13 protein-coding genes and 1 tRNA gene are annotated in these 16377 nt (G+C 71.4%); 7 read left to right on the plus strand and 7 right to left on the minus strand.

The window, feature by feature from the left end; genetic code table 11:
* Window positions 1-117 precede the first annotated feature (117 nt).
* Both ACFYNS_RS26270 and ACFYNS_RS26275 read right to left on the minus strand, forming a co-directional pair.
* Entirely contained in the window at window positions 118-2592 is a 2475-nt protein-coding gene (locus tag ACFYNS_RS26270; protein WP_360297391.1) for an SUKH-4 family immunity protein, read from the minus strand.
* 7 nt (window positions 2593-2599) lie between these two features.
* On the minus strand, window positions 2600-3613 hold the full coding sequence (locus ACFYNS_RS26275; protein ID WP_360297393.1) for an SMI1/KNR4 family protein: 1014 nt from the start codon (window positions 3611-3613) through the stop codon (window positions 2600-2602).
* Window positions 3614-3935: 322 nt separating this feature from the next.
* Here ACFYNS_RS26275 and ACFYNS_RS26280 point away from each other — a divergent pair, with 322 nt between their 5' ends.
* Window positions 3936-4550 (plus strand): YwqJ-related putative deaminase, encoded by a 615-nt coding sequence (locus tag ACFYNS_RS26280; protein ID WP_388605369.1) that lies wholly within the window; start codon window positions 3936-3938, stop codon window positions 4548-4550.
* The gene (locus ACFYNS_RS26285; RefSeq protein WP_360297395.1) at window positions 4547-5089 is read left to right on the plus strand and encodes an SUKH-3 domain-containing protein; all 543 of its coding nucleotides are present in this window, start codon (window positions 4547-4549) and stop codon (window positions 5087-5089) included. Before ACFYNS_RS26280 ends, ACFYNS_RS26285 begins: the two co-directional genes overlap by 4 nt.
* A 75-nt stretch (window positions 5090-5164) precedes the next feature.
* On the opposite strand, the gene ACFYNS_RS26290 is transcribed toward ACFYNS_RS26285, so the two are convergent.
* The gene (locus ACFYNS_RS26290) at window positions 5165-6718 is read right to left on the minus strand and encodes a histidine kinase (RefSeq protein ID WP_388605371.1); all 1554 of its coding nucleotides are present in this window, start codon (window positions 6716-6718) and stop codon (window positions 5165-5167) included.
* 368 nt (window positions 6719-7086) lie between these two features.
* Here ACFYNS_RS26290 and ACFYNS_RS26295 point away from each other — a divergent pair.
* The 5 genes from ACFYNS_RS26295 (at window position 7087) to pth (ending at window position 11649) form a co-directional block, all read left to right on the plus strand.
* Window positions 7087-7158: transfer RNA gene (locus ACFYNS_RS26295), tRNA-Gln, on the plus strand.
* 187 nt (window positions 7159-7345) lie between these two features.
* A complete protein-coding gene (gene glmU, locus ACFYNS_RS26300; RefSeq protein ID WP_360297080.1) occupies window positions 7346-8872 on the plus strand; it encodes a bifunctional UDP-N-acetylglucosamine diphosphorylase/glucosamine-1-phosphate N-acetyltransferase GlmU in 1527 nt (508 codons plus the stop codon).
* A 144-nt stretch (window positions 8873-9016) separates the two neighbouring features.
* Complete coding sequence (locus tag ACFYNS_RS26305) at window positions 9017-9994, plus strand: ribose-phosphate diphosphokinase (protein WP_019356982.1); 978 nt, start codon at window positions 9017-9019, stop codon at window positions 9992-9994.
* A 206-nt stretch (window positions 9995-10200) separates the two neighbouring features.
* Window positions 10201-10803, plus strand: coding sequence for a 50S ribosomal protein L25/general stress protein Ctc (locus tag ACFYNS_RS26310; protein WP_360297077.1), 603 nt, complete (start codon window positions 10201-10203; stop codon window positions 10801-10803).
* 255 nt (window positions 10804-11058) lie between these two features.
* Window positions 11059-11649 carry an aminoacyl-tRNA hydrolase gene (gene pth / locus ACFYNS_RS26315; protein WP_388605374.1) on the plus strand — a complete coding sequence of 197 codons (591 nt, stop codon included), beginning with the start codon at window positions 11059-11061 and terminating at the stop codon, window positions 11647-11649.
* Between the two features lie 113 nt (window positions 11650-11762).
* Here pth and ACFYNS_RS26320 read toward each other — a convergent pair whose 3' ends face one another.
* The 4 genes from ACFYNS_RS26320 to ACFYNS_RS26335 form a co-directional block, all read right to left on the minus strand.
* Window positions 11763-12566 (minus strand): hypothetical protein, encoded by an 804-nt coding sequence (locus ACFYNS_RS26320; protein WP_388605376.1) that lies wholly within the window; start codon window positions 12564-12566, stop codon window positions 11763-11765.
* Window positions 12567-12763: 197 nt separating this feature from the next.
* Window positions 12764-13420 (minus strand): hypothetical protein, encoded by a 657-nt coding sequence (locus ACFYNS_RS26325; protein WP_388605378.1) that lies wholly within the window; start codon window positions 13418-13420, stop codon window positions 12764-12766.
* Window positions 13417-14058 (minus strand): hypothetical protein, encoded by a 642-nt coding sequence (locus ACFYNS_RS26330; protein WP_388605380.1) that lies wholly within the window; start codon window positions 14056-14058, stop codon window positions 13417-13419. The genes ACFYNS_RS26325 and ACFYNS_RS26330 overlap by 4 nt, the downstream gene beginning before the upstream one ends.
* A 12-nt stretch (window positions 14059-14070) precedes the next feature.
* A complete protein-coding gene (locus tag ACFYNS_RS26335) occupies window positions 14071-16374 on the minus strand; it encodes a hypothetical protein (protein ID WP_388605382.1) in 2304 nt (767 codons plus the stop codon).
* Window positions 16375-16377: the final 3 nt, after the last annotated feature.

The raw sequence follows: 16377 nt of genomic DNA on the forward strand, positions 1-16377 counted from the left end.
GGGGGCCGTCGGGGGGCGGAGCCCCCCGACACGACCTCTCGGCGGCAGCCGAAAACGCGAGGGGGCGTGCCCCCACAACACGGCACCCGCACCAGCGGCAACCGCACCGGCGGACGCTCAGAAGAGGCCGTCCCACATCTGCTCCAGCAGCACGGACCACCAGTTCTCCGGGGAGGCGAGTGCCGCGGCGTCCAGGGCGGCGAGCTGGGCCTGGAAGTCGACTGTCCAGCGCCCGGCCTGGTCCGGCGTCAGTCCGAACCGCAGCCGCCACATCCGCCCCAGCATGGCCATGCACCGCACGAACTCCGGCAGGCCCGTGTTCACGAACTGCGGGGGCGCGGGCTGCCCGCCGGGCCCCGCTTCCAGCGGCACGGCCACGATGTTCGCCGAGCCGTACTGCACGCACAGCTGCCGTCCGAAGTCGGTCCCCATCACCAGGTACGAGCCCGCGTCGGAGGCCGGCTGCACCCCGCGTTCCTGGGCCAGCTCGGCCAGTGTCGGCACCGGCCGGCCGGGCTGGGCCTGGCCCCAGAAGAACGGGCCCATGTCGATGGGCACACCGGCCCACACCAGGGTCTGGGCCACGATGTCGGGCACGCCCTGGCGGGAGACGGCCCGCTGGTCGAAGCGGAAGACGCCCTGCGGTCCGAACGCCTGCATCAGCTCCTGCCCGATGGCGTCGGGCGGGATGGGCGGCGCGGGCGGGATCTGGCCGGGCGGCGGCAGTGGTACCCGCTGCGGAGCGGGCCGCGCGGGCCCGTCGGCGACCTGGTGCAGCTCGCCCTGGTGCTCGACGAGGTGCCGCATGCCCTGCTGCCGCGAGGCGTGGTCGGTGCCGTAGGAGGCGGTGTGGCTGATCCGCACCTGCGGCCAGTTCTCGCGGACCATGCGGGCGCAGTAGCCGCCGGGCAGGTCGCAGGACTCCAGTTCGGTATGGAGCTCGACGACCTGCTGCGGGGGCACGTTCATGGCCCGCAGCTCGTGCAGCAGTTGCCACTCCGGGTGCGGGGTCCCCGGCGCGGAGCGGCGGATGAGCTGCTGCTCGGAGCCGTCGGGCGCGCGGTAGCGGAGCACGGCCATGTAGCCGGGCCCGACCGTGGGCGTGCCCGGCTGGGGCTGCGGGGCACCGGCCTGCGGAGCACCGGGCGGCGGTCCGCCGGGGCCGGGCCCCATGGCGGGAGCGCCGGGAGGCGCACCGGGGGCCGGCGCACCGGGAGGGCCGGGCGGTGTGGGGCCGCCGAGGGCGGGGCCGGCGAGCATCGTCGCCGCCTGGTGCACCCCGCCGCCGGGGCCGCCGCCGGGCGGCGGTGTCGCCGGATCACCGGGCGTGTCGGCCATCGGCTGCTGCCCGCTCTGGCTGATCTGCTCGGCCAGAGCGTCGGACGAGACCATCTGCGTGGGCACATAGCCGCCACCGGAGCCGCCCGGAGGACCGGGCGCGGAGGGTGGCGGCGGAGTCGCGGGCCCGCCGGAGCGGGCACCGGGAGCACCCGGAGCGCCCGGCGGCGGGGGCACCGAGGGACCCGTGCCGCGTGGCTGCTTGCCGGGGAAGGCGCCCTGCGGGGCGCGGCTCGTGGCGGCGTCCGCGATGTCGTCGGCTCCCGACGCCTCGGGAGCGCCCGGCATCCGGAGGCCGCCCTGGGAGGGGTCGGCCAGCATGGTCGCGGCATGGTGCACCCCGCCGGTGCCGCCACCGCCGGTGCCGCTGTCGGCACCCGCGTCGTTCCCGGCACCGTCGGGCGCACCGCCCTGCGGGGCCTGGTCCGGATACGGGGCCGCCGCCGGAGCCTGCGCCGGCTCCGGGCGGGGCCCGCCCGGAGCGGAGTACTGGTCGGCGGGCCCGTGACCGGGCTGCGGGCCGTACGGGTCCGCCAGCGCGGGGGACACCGTGGTCCTGGGCAGTGCGCTGCCCTCCGGCAGCAGCGCGGTACGCGCCTCCGAGCCGGACGGCGGCGGCGGGGTGTTCTCCTCGTCGCCGCCCGTCAGCGGCGGCGCGAACACGGTCGCCGGCGGCGCCTGCGCCTCGCCGCTGCCCGCACCGCCGGTGTCGGCGCCGTCCCAGGGGCTGGGCCCGGAGGGGGCGCCGCCCGAGGTGTCGCCGAAGGGAGCGGCGGGCGGGGCGGGCGCGGCGGGCGGTGGTGTGTGCGGCACGGCGGGCCCGGGCGTCCCCTGCGCGGGGGTGCCGTCCGCGTGCGCGGGGGTGCCGTCGGCACGCCGGTCCGGGATGCCCATCTTGTCGGCCGCCTGCTGGAGCCATTCGGGAGGCGTCAGCAGGAACGAGGTCGCCTCGAGGTCGAGCCGCTGCTGCGGCGGCGCGGCCGGGGCGGCCGGTTCCTCGCCGTACTCCTCCTCGTAGCGGCGGATGACCTCGCCCACCGGCAGCGCGGGCCACAGCGTGGTCTCCCCGCTGTCGCGGGCGATGACCAGCCGGACGTTGCCGCTGTCCGAGGCCGGTGCCCCCGCGCGGTCCTCGGCCCAGGCGACGAAGCCCAGGTCGAACTCGCGGACCCGCACCTCGCGCTGCTCGTAGGCGGGTACCTCACCGTTGACCCAGCGCTCGGCGCGCTCCTGGGCTTGCGCCAAGGTCACCATCGCGCTCTCACCTCTCCACAGGGACGGCGCGGGCGAAGCCGCCGTCCACCATCAGGTTGGCCACCGTCTCCAACTCCGGCGGGTTGCCCGCCAGCCGCAGCAGGAACTCGTCGAAGTCCGCGCCGCACGGCCGCAGCAGCCGCTCGACCCGCTCCTGCACCCGCAAGCCGTCGGCGTCCCGGGCGTCGTCGTAGGCGCAGAACCACACCGAACCGGGTGCCTCTCCCCTGACCTGCACCGCGACCAGCCCGCCCTGCACGAACCCCACCCCCAGGTAGTCCTTGGTGAGATGGTCGCGCAGGCACTTGTTCACGTAGACGAGGTCGTTGACGGCGGCGTCGTCGCGCACCGTGAGGAACGGTTGGTCCACCAGCAGTCCCAGCTCCGCGTCGAGCGCGACGCCCTGCGGTGCGCAGCCGCCCGCGACCTTCAGGAACGTGCGGTAGGCGCCGGGCAGCCGGTAGCCCAGCCGCTCCTCGACGTCCGCGACCTGCCGCTCGGTCACCGCCGGTTCGGCACCGTGCGGGACGGCGAAGTGCGCGGGCCGGGTCTCCTGGAGGGGGCGGGTACCGGTCTTGGCGTGGTCGACGGGGGCCGTCGCCAGCCCGCCGTGATGCCGCAGCAGCGCCTTGACCTCGACGGGGACGAGCTCCATCCGGCGGCTGTGGGGCACGTGGTGCCACGTCCAGCCGTGCGGGGTCGCGACGGACGGCAGGTCCGCCCACAGCTCGTGCTCCTCGCCGTGCAGCGCGGCGTTGGCCGACACGTAGTCCGTCAGGCGCAGTTCGTCGCCGCCGAAGCCCTCCGGGGGCTCCGCGATCTCCGCCGCCGCCCGCGCGTACGGGGAGAAGTCCGGAAATCCGCCGTGGTCGACGCGCACCCCCTGGGGGTAGCGGGCCGCTCTGACCGGATCCGGGAAGTACACGACCTGCCCGGCGTACGCCCGGTTCGGCGGTGCGGCGGCGTTCCCCTGGCCCTCGGGGCCGGTAGGCGCCCCCGCCCCGAGCCGACCTGTCGTCATCGCGTTGGCTCCCTGCTGCTTCCGACTGGTACCGAACAGCCTATGCGGTACGCCGCCGGGCAGACACCGCCCCCTGCGGGCCCCGGCGGACGGCGGCGGACCGGCCCTCCTCGGCGGCCCGTTCGCCGGACGCGCTCCTCGCCGGGGGCCCGCGCGGCCTTCACCCGACCCGGCAGCGTCCCGGCCCCACCCGCCCCTCCTTCACGCCGTCGCCACCACCGCCACAATTCCATGACATCGCCGCGGAATGATCGACTCGTACGCCACACTGCATACTTGGGCGAGCCCCGGCACAGAGGGGACACTCTGGGAGGAAGCTCCATTGCACACGGCACCACAGGCGCACACACCGCGGCAGCCGGAAGCGCCGCAGGCGCAGCACGGCTCGTACAGCGGCGGCGACCCGCGCATCGGCTGGATAGCCGCTGCCGACTCCCTGAGCGCCACCGCACCGGTCCTGCTCCAGCGCCGTGACGGCATCCTGCCCGCCGTCGCCGCCGCACTGTCGATCCGGGGCGAGACCCTCACCTGCACCGGCAGCAAGGGAGAACACGCGCCCGCACACCACCCGCTCGTGCAGGACTTCCTCGACACCCTCACCACGGAGCGGCGCTCCCGCCAGACCGGCCGCTGCCCCGAGGCGGTCCTCCTGTCGCGCTATCTGACCGCCGCCGAGGCGGCCCGCGCGGACAAGCGCCGCCGCCCCGCCAAGAGCAGCCGGACCGGCAAGGGCTCCCGCGTGCCCAAGGCACCCAAGCCCCTCACGCTCGGCGAGGCCAAACGCGCGCTCAAGCAGGCCAAACTCACCGCCCGCCGCATCCGCGAGGACGGCGACCCGCTGCACGGCAGCTACGCGCCTCCCTGCCGGTCCTGCCGGGCGCTGCTGGCCCACTTCGGGGTGCGGGCCGTGGACCCGGCGCGGGAGAGCGCGCAGTGACCACGCGTTTCCCTGTCGCCGTCGACGATCCGCTGCGCAACGCCGGGTGGCAGCCGGGCCGGTGGGACATCCGGCAGGCCGAGCAGTGGGCGGACGCGCTGCGCGGCCACCTCTCACCCGGCGGCCACCGGCACGCGGTCTTCCCTGCGGCCGTCGAGGTGTGGGCCGAGTTCGGCACGCTCCGCATCAGCCCCACCGGGCCCGGGCGCCACCTCGCCCCGTCGCCGGTGCACATCGACCCGCTCCCCGGGCTGCACGCGGCACGCACCTTCAACGACCTGGGCCGGGCGCTGGGCACCCAGGTCTGCCCGATCGGCACCGAGGGCGAGGACGAGGCGCTGCTGGCCATCGACGCCGAGCGCCGCGTCTACAGCATCGACGCGACCGGCGACTGGTATCTGGGCGCCGACTTCGACGCCGCGCTCTCGGCGCTGCTGATGGGGCTGGTGCCGGCCAAGCTGAGCGCCGGCCCGCCACCGGTCGTGCCCCCGCCGGAGAGCGCCGGGCCGGACGGGCTCACGGACACCCGTACGGGATGACAGTGCAGGGGATGACGGCGCAAGGGATGACGGCGCGAGAGGTGAGGGCGCAGGGGCCGTGGTGCGGGCGGCCGCTCAGGGACCCGCGTACGGGATGATCGCCGAGACCCGGAAGCCGCCCGCGTCCGTCGGCCCGGAGACGAAACCGCCGCCGAGTGCGGTCACCCGCTCCCGCATCCCCACCAGGCCGTTGCCGCCGCTGGGCAGCCCCGCGTCGGCCGCACCGTCGGCGGCCGGGTCGTTCTCGACCTGCAGCGCGACCTCCGCCACGCGGTGCGCGACCCGCACCCGGGTCGCGGCTCCGGCCGCATGCTTGTGCACGTTGGTCAGCGCCTCCTGCACCACCCGGTACGCGGTCTGCTGGACCGGCGGCGGGCAGGCTCCGTCGGGGCTGCCCTCGACGCTCAGTTCCACGGCCATCCCGGCGGCGCGCGACTGGCCGACCAGCGAGTCGAGATGGGCGAGCGAGGGAGGGCCGGAGTGCGGGGCTCCGTTGTCCGGTTGCGGCGCACCGGCCTGTGCCGCACCCCGCGCCGCCGCCGTCCTGGCGTCCGGGCCGCGCTCCGCGCTTCCGGCGCTCGGCTGTCCCGCCGCCTGTCCGGCGACGGCGGAGGCGAACGCGGCCAGCCGCGAGGGCGCCTCGGCCGCTGTGGCCCCGGCCACCGGCGACACCGAGCCGTGCCCGGCCGCGGCGGAGGCGCCCTGCGCAGCAGCCGGGCCGGGAGACGTGCCGGAGCCTGCAGGAGAGTCGGACGGAGCGGGGCCGGCGGCCTCGGCGGGTTCGGACCGCCCGGTTCTCTCCGGTCTCTCCGACTCACCGGAGCGCAGCACGCCCAGCATGGTGCGCAGCTCGTCGAGCGCCTGCCGCCCCATGTCGCCCACCAGCGCGGCATTCTTCGCCGCCTTGTCCGGGTCCTTGAGCGCCACCGCCTGCAGCGCCGCCGCGTGCACGACCATCAGACTCACCCGGTGGGCGACCACGTCGTGCATCTCCCGGGCGATCCGGGTGCGCTCCTCGTTCCGCGCCCACTCGGCGCGCTCCTCCGCCCGGTCCGCCAGCAGCGAGAGCTCGCGCTCCAGGCCGTCGGCGCGCTCGCGCAGCGACTCCACGAGCCGCCGCCGCGCTCCGACGTACAGTCCGAGCAGCACGGGCGGCGCCGTCACACCGATCGACATGAGGATCGAGACCAGCGGGACGAACCAGCCCTGGGGGTTGAAGTCGGGGTCCTGCCCGATGTTCTGGTCGAGCCGGAAGGCGGTCATCACCAGCATCCCGGCGGCGGCCATCCCGGCCAGCAGTCCGGTGATCCGGCGCGGTACATCGGTGGCGGCGAGCGTGTAGAGGCCGACGACGCCGAGGAAGGTGCCCATCTCCGCCGGTATGACGGCGATGGCGACCAGCACGACCGCTATCGGCCAGCGGCGGCGCAGCACCAGCGTGGCCCCCGCGACGGCACCCAGGAGCACCGCGAGAGCCCCCGGGATCCCCGTCTCCTCGGCGAAGCCCTGTCCCTGCAGGGCGCACTCCGCGGCGGAGGCCGCGGCCAGGGCGATGTCGAGCACCGCACTCCGTGGTTTCTCCCACCACCACGGCCCGCCCCGCGTACGGTTTTCCCCCGTCTCGGTCATACCGACCACCCTACGACCGCCCCCCGCCACCTTGCCCCGCCGATCCCCGGAACACCCCATTCCGGTCATCTGTCCGCGCCCGGACGGTTTCGTGAACGGCTCCGCCCCGGCCCGGCGGCCCCGCACCGGCAACCCCCGCGGACCGCCCGGAGCCCCGCCGACCGCCCGCGCCGAATGCCTGCCGGCGGCGGCCGGACACAGCACGTGACCGGACCTGCGGAGCCCGGTCCGCGGGGTGCCGCGGATCAGGACCGCCGCAGCTCTGCGGATCACGGCCGCCGCACCCCCGCGGACCGCGAATCCGGCGGACGAACGGACGTGAACCCACCGGACGAACGAAGCCGCGTCAGGTACGCTCTGAGCCACCTTCCCCCGTGGTGTAACGGGCAGCACCCTGGATTTTGGATCCAGTAGTCAAGGTTCAAATCCTTGCGGGGGAGCCCACAGCGCGCACGGCCCGGCCACCCCGGCACGCACGGTCCGGTCGTCACGACGCGCACGGTCCGGTCGTCACGACGCGCACGGCCCGGCCCTCTTCCGCCGCCCGAGGGCCCGCCCTCCCGGCACACGGCGAACCCCCCGGTATCCTGCGGGATGCACCCACCCCCGAAGCCGAAGGGCACACCCGTGAGCGTCACTCGCCCGGCAGCCGTCGTCGTTCTCGCAGCGGGTGAGGGCACCCGCATGAAGTCGGCGACCCCCAAGGTCCTGCACGAGATCTGCGGCCGCTCCCTGGTCGGCCATGTGGTGAGCGCCGCACGGGCGCTGGATCCGGAGCAGTTGGTCGTGGTCGTCGGGCACGCGCGGGAGCAGGTCACCGCGCACCTGTCGCAGCTGGACGCCGAGGTCCGCACCGCCGTGCAGCACGAGCAGAACGGCACCGGGCACGCCGTCCGGATGGCGCTGGCGGAGCTGGCCGACGGGGGACCCGCCGGGACGGTCCTGGTGACCTGCGGCGACACTCCGCTGCTGACCGGCCGGACGCTGCAGCAGCTGGCGGACACCCACGTCGCCGACGGCAACGCGGTCACCGTGCTGACCGCGGAGGTCCCGGACGCGACCGGCTACGGCCGCATCGTGCGCGAGAGCGGCGGCGGGGCGGTCACCGCGATCGTGGAGCACAAGGACGCGACCGAGGAGCAGCGCGCTCTCCGGGAGATCAACTCGGGGGTGTTCGCGTTCGACGGCCGGCTGCTGGCGCAGGCGCTGGCACAGGTCAGCACGGACAACAGCCAGGGCGAGGAGTACCTGACGGACGTGCTCGGCATCCTGCGGGAGGCCGGTCACCGGGTGGGTGCCGCGGTGGCGGGCGACCACCGGGAGATCGCGGGCATCAACAACCGCGTGCAGCTCTCCGAGGCCCGCCGGATGCTCAACGGCCGGCTGCTGGAGGACGCCATGCTGGCGGGGGTCACGGTCGTGGACCCGGCCACCACGTGGATGGACGTGGACGTGACCTACGAACCGGACGCCACGGTCCACCCGGGCACCCAGTTGCTCGGCGGCACACACCTGGGCCCCGCCAGCGAGGTCGGCCCGAACACCCGCCTGACCGACACCCGGGTGGGGGCGGGGGCCGCGGTCAGCAACACCGTCGCCCTGGGCGCGGAGATCGGCGAGCGGTGCGCGGTCGGCCCCTACACCTATCTGCGGCCCGGCACCCGGCTGGGCCCGAAGGTGAAGGCTGGCAGCTACGTCGAGATGAAGAACGCCGAGGTCGGCGAGGGCAGCAAGGTGCCGCACCTCTCCTACGTGGGCGACGCGGTGATCGGGGAGCACAGCAACATCGGTGCGGCGAGCGTCTTCGTGAACTACGACGGTGAGAGCAAACACACCACGACGGTCGGCTCGCACTGCCGGATGGGTGCGGACAACATGTACGTGGCTCCTGTCACGATCGGGGACGGCGCCTACAGCGCCGCCGGCTCCGTGATCACCAAGGATGTGCCGCCCGGCTCGCTGGCCGTGGCGCGCGGCCAGCAGCGCAACATCGAGGGCTGGGTGGCCCGCAAACGGCCGGGCAGCGCCTCGGCGCAGGCGGCGCAGGAGGTGGCGCAGGAGCCCGCCGGTCCGCCCTCGCGAGCCCCCGAGACGGCCGGGAACGCCCGTTCCGCGAACGGTGCGAGCGGGCAGGTTCCCGCAGAAGAGGGTTAAGACCGGGTATCCGGTTGTATGACGGGGGGCGTACGGTTATGGAGGCCTGATGGGCCATGCGGCTGAAAACCGACGCCGCCCCCGCCAACCGACGCCGCCCCCCACCGAGCCGCCGTGCGGCGCACACACAGGGAGACAACAGCAGTGACCGGGATCAAGACGACCGGCGAGAAGAAGCTCATGCTCTTCTCCGGCCGCGCCCACCCCGAACTCGCCGAGGAAGTCGCCAAGCAGCTCGGTATCGGCGTGGTCCCGACCAAGGCTTTCGACTTCGCGAACGGCGAGATCTACGTTCGCTTCCAGGAGTCGGCGCGCGGCGCCGACTGCTTCCTGGTCCAGAGCCACACCACGCCGATCAACAAGTGGATCATGGAACAGCTCATCATGATCGACGCGTTGAAGCGGGCGTCGGCACGGAGCATCACCGTGATCGTCCCGTTCTACGGCTACGCCCGGCAGGACAAGAAGCACCGCGGACGCGAGCCGATCTCGGCCCGGCTGATGGCGGACATGTTCCGCACCGCGGGTGCGGACCGCATCCTCACCGTCGACCTGCACACCGACCAGATCCAGGGCTTCTTCGACGGCCCGGTCGACCACCTGTTCGCGCTGCCGCTGCTGGCGGACTACGTGGCGGCCAGGACCGACCGCGACAAGCTCACGGTCGTCTCACCCGACGCGGGCCGCGTCCGGGTCGCCGACCGCTGGGCCGACCGGCTCGGCGCCCCGCTGGCCATCGTCCACAAGCGCCGCGACCCGGACGTGGCGAACCAGGTGACCGTGCACGAGGTCGTCGGCGACGTGAAGGACCGGGTCTGCGTCCTGGTCGACGACATGATCGACACCGGGGGCACCATCTGCGCGGCCGCCGACGCGCTGTTCGCCAACGGCGCCGAGGACGTCATCGTCACGGCCACGCACGGCGTACTGTCCGGACCGGCCGCCGACCGGCTCAAGAACTCCAAGGTCAGCGAGTTCATCTTCACCAACACGCTGCCCACCCCGAGCGAGCTCGAACTCGACAAGATCACGGTGCTGTCGATGGCGCCGACGATCGCCCGCGCCGTGCGCGAGGTGTTCGAGGACGGCTCGGTGACCAGCCTCTTCGACGAGCAGGCCTAGCCACCCGGCCCTCCCGGGCCCGCTCCGCTGATCGATTTCCGACCGGCCTCCCGCACCGCGTAGACTCCACGAGTCGCTCGGCGAGGGAGGCCGGTCCGCTTCATGGGGATCGCATACTCCGTTATCGACGCGCGCTCTTCGTAGCAGGTCCGTCGGGACCGAGTGGCACCGCAGACATCCGTACCACCGCTTACGAGGAGCGCAGCATGGCTGACGTCAACATCAGCGCCACCGTCCGCAGCGAGTTCGGCAAGGGCTCCGCCCGCCGTCTCCGCCGCGAGGAGAAGGTCCCGGCCGTCATCTACGGCCACGGCGCCGACCCCGTCCACGTGGCCCTGCCCAGCTACGACATGATGATGGCACTCAAGAGCTCGAACGTCCTGATCAACCTGGACATCGAGGGCAAGAAGCAGCTCGTCATCCCCAAGGCCGTCCAGCGCGAGGCCATCCGCCAGTTCCTCGTCCACGTCGACCTGCTGGTCGTCAAGAAGGGCGAGAAGGTCCAGGTCGAGGTTCCGATCCACATCGAGGGCGAGCTGGCCCCGGGCCAGAACCTGATCGAGCACGTGTACAACACGCTGCCGGTCGAGGCCGAGGCCACCCACATCCCCGAGTCGGTCACCGTCTCCGTCGAGGGCATGGACGTCGGCGACCAGGTCCTGGCCAAGGACATCGCGCTGCCGGGCAACACCACGCTGGCCATCGAGGGTGACGAGACCGTCATCTCCATCCTCGCCGCCCAGGCCGAGGAGCCCGCCGCCGAGGGCGAGGAAGGCGAGGGCGAGGAGGCCGCGGCGAGCGCCGAGTAAGCTCCCGCTCCCGCGACCCCGCGACCCCGCGGGGCTCATATCCAGCGGGTCGGGGGGGGGGGGGGGGGGGGGGGGGGGGGGGGGGGGGGGGGGGCGGGCCCCCGCCCCGCGCCCCCCCCCGCGCCCCCCCCGCCCCCGGCGCGCCCCGCCCCCCCCCCCCCCCCCCCCCCCCCCCCCCCCCCCCCCCCCCCCCCACCACCGGGCTCCCGGGCCTCTCCGGTGCCCGGCGGACATCCCACGACCGGAGGACCACGTATGCCGGCCACCACCCCGTGGCTCATCGCCGGACTCGGCAACCCGGGCCCCGACTACTCCGGCAACCGCCACAACGTGGGCTTCATGGTCGCCGACCTCCTCGCCGGGCGGACCGGCGGCAGATTCACGTCGCACAAGGCGGGCCGCGCCCAGGTCCTCGAAGGCCGCATCGGCATCCCCGGCACCACCAGCACCCGCGTGGTGCTCGCCAAACCGATGTCGTACATGAACGTCTCCGGCGGACCGGTCAAGGCGCTGCTGGACTTCTACGGCATCGGGACCGACCGGCTGCTCGTCGTCCACGACGAGCTCGACATCGACTACGGCGCCCTCCGCCTCAAGTTCGGCGGCGGCGACAACGGCCACAACGGCCTCAAGTCCCTCACCAAACTACTGGGCCGCGACTACTACCGCGTCCGCTTCGGCGTCGGCCGCCCCCCGGGCCGGATGCAGGTCGCCGACTACGTCCTGAAGGACTTCTCCAGCACGGAACGCAAAGAGCTCGACTACTTCGTCGACCGCGCCGCGGACGCCTGCGAGAGCCTGATCACCGACGGCCTGGAACACGCCCAGAGCACGTACAACACCTGAGGCCGCGGCCCGGGGCTCCTCCGCGAGCCGCCCTTTCGCGGGCCCGGCTCCTCGGCGGGACCGGCCTCTTCCGCGGGCCTGGCATTGTCGCGCCGCCCGCCCCCGGACGGGGCTCAGTCGCGGTTGACGGCCTGGATCTCCTTGACGGTGACGGCGACATCGCCGACGGACTCCCCCTCGGGCATGGGGTGCCGCGGCGTCCCGTCCGGGCCCGTGCCCTCGGTCCAGAAGACGCGCCATGTCAGAGCCGCCGTGAGGGTGTGCTGCGCTCCCTCGGCGGTGGCACGCCGATAGACGATGTTGCACCCGGCTTCCCCGGTGTTCACCGAGTACCTCCCACTGGCGGCCTTGACCAGGTCATACGTACACGAGTCCGGGTCCGCGTCCTCCGTACCCGCATCCAGCCGCAGCCGCACGGGCTCCGCGACCGTGGTCGCCGCCAGCTCCAGCCCCGCCTCGTCGACGGCGGCGGTCACCCAGACCCGGCCCAACGTCCTGGCGAAACGGACATGGGTGGCGAGATTCACCACCTGCCGACCGGCCTTCGGGGACAGCGTCAGCGGCGGAGCGGGCAGTCTGGCCTTCTGATACGCGAGCCCGGCGAGGATTTCGGCATCGAGAACGGGGGCGTCGGCGGGCGCCGGATGACCGGGCCCGATGAAGACGAACCCGTCCTGGTCAAGACACTCCTCAGGGGTGCCGCTCGTGGTGTCGGTGTTGTACCGCATCACATACCACTCGCCCTTGTCCCCGATATGCATGTCCGGGTACCTCGCCCGCACCCCACCCTCGCCGTTCGCCCCTTCCCCGTGCCGGACATCCACCTTGGTGGCGTACGCGGAGAACTCCTCCGGCGAGTACCGCGGTTCGTACCAGCAGGCCGGCGGCTCCCAACCCGCCCCCTGAACAGAACTCATCGCAGTCCCACCGGAGGACGGCGCACGATGGAAGGAGAACTGCACGCGGGAGGCGATGCGGTCGGGCTTTCCTTCGCTCGAGGGTGGCTCCGGCTCAGTCACGCCGCCCCATCCGCCGCCGTCCCCCGCCGACGCCGTGGACGCGGAGCACAAGAGCAGCGTCGCGGCGACCACTGCCGAAATCGCGGTTCTGCTGTCTACCGCGCGCACTCCTCGTCGCCCCCCTTTCCCGCCATGGAAATCACCACCCATGTACCACCGCGCTTCTCCATGATCGCCTTCCCGCTGGTGAAATCACTTTTGCTCGGCCTGGTGTGGACAACCTTCCCTGTGTCCACCATCTTGGCGAACGCATCTCGTTGACTCTCGCAGAAAGTGACGGCAGCAGCCTTCTTTCCGACGGTGACTTTGCGGTCGTAGTAGCGATACGTACCCGTACCTAATTTTCCCTCCGCGCGATACGCCTTGACGCGCGACTGCACTTGTTTCCCCGCGTCGTCCTGGAAGTAAGTGTGGACCACCGGAACATCCGGCTTTCCTGTTGAATAGGCAAGCGCCATGGCATTGACCGCGTCGGCGTGATCCCGTAGAATCTCATCCTTTTTTGGATCACCAGTCATGTCGTCACCGTCCAGAACGACGTGGACGCCCTCGGGAAGGTCGAACTTCGGCGCGTCCGGATCTCCTGACCCACTGGCGCTCGCACTCGGCGAAGCCGAGGCAGACTTCCGACCTTCCTTCGCCCCCTCGATATCCCCCTTCCCGGACCCGTCATCACCGCCTCCACATGCGCTCAACAGCACGAGACCGGACGCCGCCACCGTCGCCATCACCCCACGCATGAATATCTTCACCGGGTTCCTTCCCCCTTCTTGATAAGGACCGGCCCATCCGGCAATTTCTCGGCACCCTTGCACTTGTAGACCTTCTGCGCGAGAGTGCGGGCGGCGTAGCCGGTGAGGTCGGCGAGTTTCGAAGCATCTTCACTCGATCCCCCGCGCGCCGCCGTTGCTCCTACATGCAAGTACATTCTTCCGTTCGGCTCCTCAAGGGTCGGGCAGGGAACACGAAGGCTGATTGACCCTTTCTCCGCGCCGTACTCCCCGTATCCTTCACCAAACTCGGCCACATATTTACTCCCCTTTTCCACCTCACCTCTCGACTTCCCCCACCGCGTGTATTGGGCGCGAAAATTGACACTCATATTTCCGACACTCGTCTCGCAGACGACTCCAAGTCCACGCGCTTCCTCCAGCATCCCCGGAAAACCGCGGGCGGTATCCTCCTCAAATTCGCCGTGCGCTCGACCGTATGAAGGTTTCACTTGAGCGCCGGAGAAAGTATCGTTACACATGCGCGCGGGAATCCCAGAATCCCCTTGCGTTTTCAACTGAGGCCACCAGAAGACAGCGGAGCCGACGGCCACGACGAGCAGCCCACCCAATAAGAGAACCTGATTTTTGAATCGGGGATTCCACTTCCTCGATCCCACTCCGGCCCCTTTCTAGCGGTTAGAGAATCCGTCCTCTACATCCTTGTGGACCCTACTGGCTGTCCAAGCGAGTGAGTCCCCTTTCACTCCCGCATGCCTTCCGGCAGTCTTTGTGATCTCTTTCATGACATCCGCTTCATTCTTCTTCTCACCGGCGAGAAAATCCCTACGGCTCTCTGCCACCTCTTCTGCGATCTCTTCGGGATCTTTTCTGTAGTGATCGAATACCTGCTCCTGGACAACGCCGGCCACCTGCCCTGCCACCTCACCTCCGTAGGTGAGGTGACCGAGCCCCATATCCACGATCGAGCCGACCAATTCCTGTTTCTTGTCAAGAGATTCGTTGTAGCGCTCCGCAGCGCCCACTCTGTCCGCAGCCTTCTCGATCCCGTCAGCGCGCCCTTCAGCCGCCTGAGCCGCTACTGCGGCTCCTGGTTCTGCGCCCATGGAAGCGGCATCCCCCAGGTCATGCCCCTTCGGAGGATCGTGCAGCGCATTTCGCAGCGCTTCTGCCGAGACAGCATGAGAGGCATGGTTGATGGACGCATACCCATCGGGATCCTGTGAGGCTGTACGGAGGAAACGGCCAAGCTCATCGCCGTCGAAATCCAGATCTGCCGCCGCACCTTGCGGCGGGATGATCCCCTTTGGCGTATCCGTGACACCTCGCTGCACATCACGCATATAGTCGGCAGCCATCGCACCCATATGCGGTTGAAGTGCCTCGAGGTCTCCGCCTTGCTCGACCAGGGAAGCGTTCTTCTTATTGCCCAGTCGCTCCACCGCCCGGCTGAAGAGTTCGGCTTGCGGTCCACCGTGCTTCTTCTCCGGCGGGCCCTCGTCTCCCGCGGGCCGGCCCGTCGTTGCCGCTTCGAGGGCGCCGCCCAGGGCGTCCTTGCCGAAGGTGGCATCGTCGTCGTCGCCGTCGTGAGGCCAGTGGCGGGGTTCCTGGGGGTCCTTGGCGGCCTTGTCGCCGAAGAAGTAGTCGAAGTTGTCCAGTCTCTTCGGATGACCGTCCTCGTCGCCGGTGTAGGCGTTGAAGAACTCGGTGGCCGCTCCCGGGGTGTGGCTCAGGCCCGTCATCAGGCCCGCCATGGGGTCGAATCCGGTGCCGCCCTCGGGGTCGAGGTTCAGGACGGCGTCGCTGCGGGCGTTGTGGGGGTTGGGCCAGCCTCTCGGGCCGAACTCGTGCTTGCGCTCGGTCTCGACCATGTCGTTGCCGACCGAGGTGAGGAAGTCCTTGCCGTATTTGCCGTGCCGGAGCATGTTGCCCAGGACCTGGTAGCCGAGGACCTTCTGCTGGGGCATGGAGTTCTTGCCCCATTCGTTGCTCTGCGGATCGTGGAGGAGGATGGGCTCCTTGCCGGCTTTCTTCAGCTCCGTCACCCATGCGCTGTCCAGATGGGGGCCGTCGCCGCCTTTGCGGGTGGCCAGGGCGAGGCCGCTGTCCATCGAGTTCTGGATGGTGCGGGAGAGTGCGCGGCGGGTGTCGCCGCCGTCCGTGGAGGCGTCGATGCCCAACTGGCCGTGCAGCCGGAGGGCGTTCTTGGGTCCCAGTTCACGGTAGAAGCCGGTGGCGAACTCCGCGTCCTTGGCGTTGTACTTGGTCAGGTCGCGCAGCCGCTGCAGGTCGGGGGTGCTCAGTTCCTTGCCGTGCGCGGCCAGCTCCAGTTCCTTCTCACCGAGCCGGGCCGCCTCCTTCGCCTGTGCGTCGTCCAAGGAGGTGTATGTGGCGTGGCCGGCGTCGTGCTTGTCCTTGCCGCGGCTCTTGCCGATGTGCCGCGCGGCTGAGGTGTCGATTTCGCGCGCCTTGCCGATGAGGTAGTTGAGCCGCGACTCGATGGCGTCGCGGGCTTCGCGTTCCTTCGTGGTGCGTTTCTCTTCGGTGCCGCCCACGTAGTAGCCGCTGCCCGTGACGGCGTCGTCCGTTCCGTACCGGAAGCGGCACGCGACGGTGCCGTCGCCGTGGTCGGCGATGTGCACGTCCAGTTTGTGGGCTTTTTCCCGTTCGGCTTCCACGTCCTTCTGGATGTCCGCCAGCTCGCGGTGCGCGTCGTCCATCAGGTTCCAGATGCTCTCGGCTTCGCGCCGCAGGTCCTCGACCTCTTCCGCGATCTTCCGTACGAAGGGGCGGACCGCGTCGGCGTTCAGCCCCTCCCATCGGGCGTTCCGCGCCTTGGCGTTCATGTCGTTCTCGGCTTCGGTGGCGCGTGTCTTCAGTTCGCGCTGGATCTGCTTCCAGTCCGCGACCGCCGTTCCGAAGCTGGAGAAGTTCACCGCGACCAGGTCGCTGTAGGTGAGCTGAGACTCCTTCATCCC

Origin of the sequence: Streptomyces sp. NPDC006925, assembly GCF_042869575.1 — a bacterium.
Taxonomy (GTDB): Bacteria; Actinomycetota; Actinomycetes; order Streptomycetales; family Streptomycetaceae; genus Streptomyces.